The sequence below is a fragment of the Rhodovulum viride genome, assembly GCF_003265965.1.
In the GTDB taxonomy this organism is placed as follows: domain Bacteria; phylum Pseudomonadota; class Alphaproteobacteria; order Rhodobacterales; family Rhodobacteraceae; genus Rhodovulum; species Rhodovulum kholense.
In genome coordinates this window covers 1-1,836 of the sequence record NZ_MUAV01000078.1, presented here as the reverse complement: position 1 = coordinate 1,836, position 1,836 = coordinate 1, and the positions used below count along the sequence as shown (strand labels likewise).

At 70.1% G+C, this 1,836-nt stretch carries 2 protein-coding genes; both read right to left on the bottom strand.

Annotation, left to right across the window (positions count from 1 at the left end; translation table 11 throughout):
• Window positions 1-13: 13 nt before the first annotated feature.
• Window positions 14-934 carry a S49 family peptidase gene (locus BYZ73_RS20950; RefSeq protein ID WP_112317546.1) on the bottom strand — a complete coding sequence of 307 codons (921 nt, stop codon included), beginning with the start codon at window positions 932-934 and terminating at the stop codon, window positions 14-16.
• Window positions 935-962: 28 nt separating this feature from the next.
• Window positions 963-1,691 (bottom strand): phage antirepressor KilAC domain-containing protein, encoded by a 729-nt coding sequence (locus BYZ73_RS20945; protein ID WP_220086877.1) that lies wholly within the window; start codon window positions 1,689-1,691, stop codon window positions 963-965.
• Window positions 1,692-1,836 lie beyond the last annotated feature (145 nt).

The window sequence follows — 1,836 nt, the reverse complement described above, 5'->3', positions numbered from 1 at the left end:
AGTGAGTGGTCGGTCAGAGAGCCGCGCGGGCCTGCGCGGCGGCGGCTTGCGCCAGGTGGCCCCGGCCGGTGGCCCGGCGGGCGGCAGGCTTCGGCGCGTGCACGGCAAAAATCCTATCATAGAAGGCGGCGCGGGTCTCGGCGCTGTCGGCAAGGCCCCGCGCGATGGCGGCTTCCGGCCCGAAGGTCGCGCCCCCATCGGCCGGATCGTCGGTGACGGACAGCCGCGCGGCCAGATCCTCAGGGGCGATCCCCCGGCCGCGGGCAACGTCGGCATGAAAGGCCGCCTCATGGGCATCGAGATCGCGCAGGATCTCGGCCCGACCGCCTTCGGTCTCGGGGTTCGGCAGCTTGGCCCGGGCATGGGTCGAGGTGAAGATCTGCCACCGGTTGCCCGCGCCATCGGGGCCGACCGGCCAGCCCGCCTGGCGCATGACACCGATGGACCCCGCGAGGCTGCCGGGCGTCATCGCGATGTCGGAACACTGGCTGGCCAGGTGATAGCCCATCGAGGCCGCCAGCGGATTGACCAGCGCATGGACCGGCTTGACCGCCGCCAGCGCCGCGATGGCGCCCGCCGCCGCCGCGCCCCCCAGCACCAGCCCGCCCGGCGTGTCGAACTCGATCACCACCGCCGCCACGTCCTCGGCCGAGGCCAGCGCCCCGCAGGACGCCTCGATGCCCGCGAAGGTCGCCCAGCCGAGGAAGCGTTCCAGCAACTCGGCATTGGGCGTCAGCACGCCCCGCACCGGCATCACCGCCACGCCGCGCGCCACCGCGAACCGCTCGCCCCGCGCGACCTCGACGGGTTCCGCCAGTACAGGACCGGCGGCCGCCGCGGCGGGCAGCGGCAGGCCCAGAAGGCCCGCGCCGAAGACGCGGTCGAGCGCCAGGGGGGCGGCGCCCAGAAGCGCGCCGATGGTGGTCTCGGGCATGGCAAATCCTTTCGATATCGGGGGAAGCTCAGGCAACGATCCGGGCCGTGGGATGGATCAGCCGGGCCAGCTTCGACATGCCCCGGGGCGTGATCCGGACCTGTTCGGTGATCTTCTCGGAGCCGTCTGCCCGGTGCACTGTCGTGGTCTTGTGCTCCAGCAGACCCTGATTGCACTTGGTCTGGTAGCCCAGCCAGGCCCCGGCATTGGGCCGCTTGTAGATCCAGCCATGCTGGCCGAGCCACTGGAAGAGATCCTTCGGCCGCATGCCCAGCACCTTTGCCGCCTCGGTCACGCAAAGCGTCCCTTCCGCCCCGGTCAGCCGCGCATGGGCTTCGACATCCTCGCGCATGTCATCGACCCGGGCCTCCAGGGCGATCACCTTCTCGGTGTAGCTCAGCAGCAGCGCGCGCATCGCCGCCGGGCTTTCGAGGATCTTGGAGGGGTCGAAGCTGCGGCTCTGCTCTTCCAGTTCCTGCCAACGATCCACAAGACGGGCGGTGAACTCGGGCGAGAGCTGCGCGACCACCACATAGCTGGCGCGTTTCTCCAGACGATAGACCAGAGAAGCCCGGCAACGCCCCATTGCATCGAGAGATTGTTCCTCCTCCAACGGCGGACGAACAATGACCTGCCTATCCGCCAGCCGTTCGACGCTGCGCTTGACGTTGTCGTGTCGGATTTCCAGCAGCTCCGCGATCTCGCGCGACGACATGGTGAGGGGCTGCGGCCCCGTGGTGATCATGGGGTGTTCCATCAGTCTTCATCCTCCATTTTGTCGGCCCCGGCATCTTCGTTCCGCGTCATGTTCGCGGCGGGGTTCAGCCGGTCGCCGCCCTCGACCGGCGCGCGGCCATCCTCGGCGCGGGCCTCGTTCGCGGTCAGGAACGGGCCGCCCACCG

Coding starts and splice junctions, on each gene's coding strand:
- BYZ73_RS20950 (WP_112317546.1), bottom strand. CDS start 934: ATGCCCGAGACCACCATCGGCGCGCTTCTGGGCGCCGCCCCCCTGGCG.
- BYZ73_RS20945 (WP_220086877.1), bottom strand. CDS start 1,691: ATGGAACACCCCATGATCACCACGGGGCCGCAGCCCCTCACCATGTCG.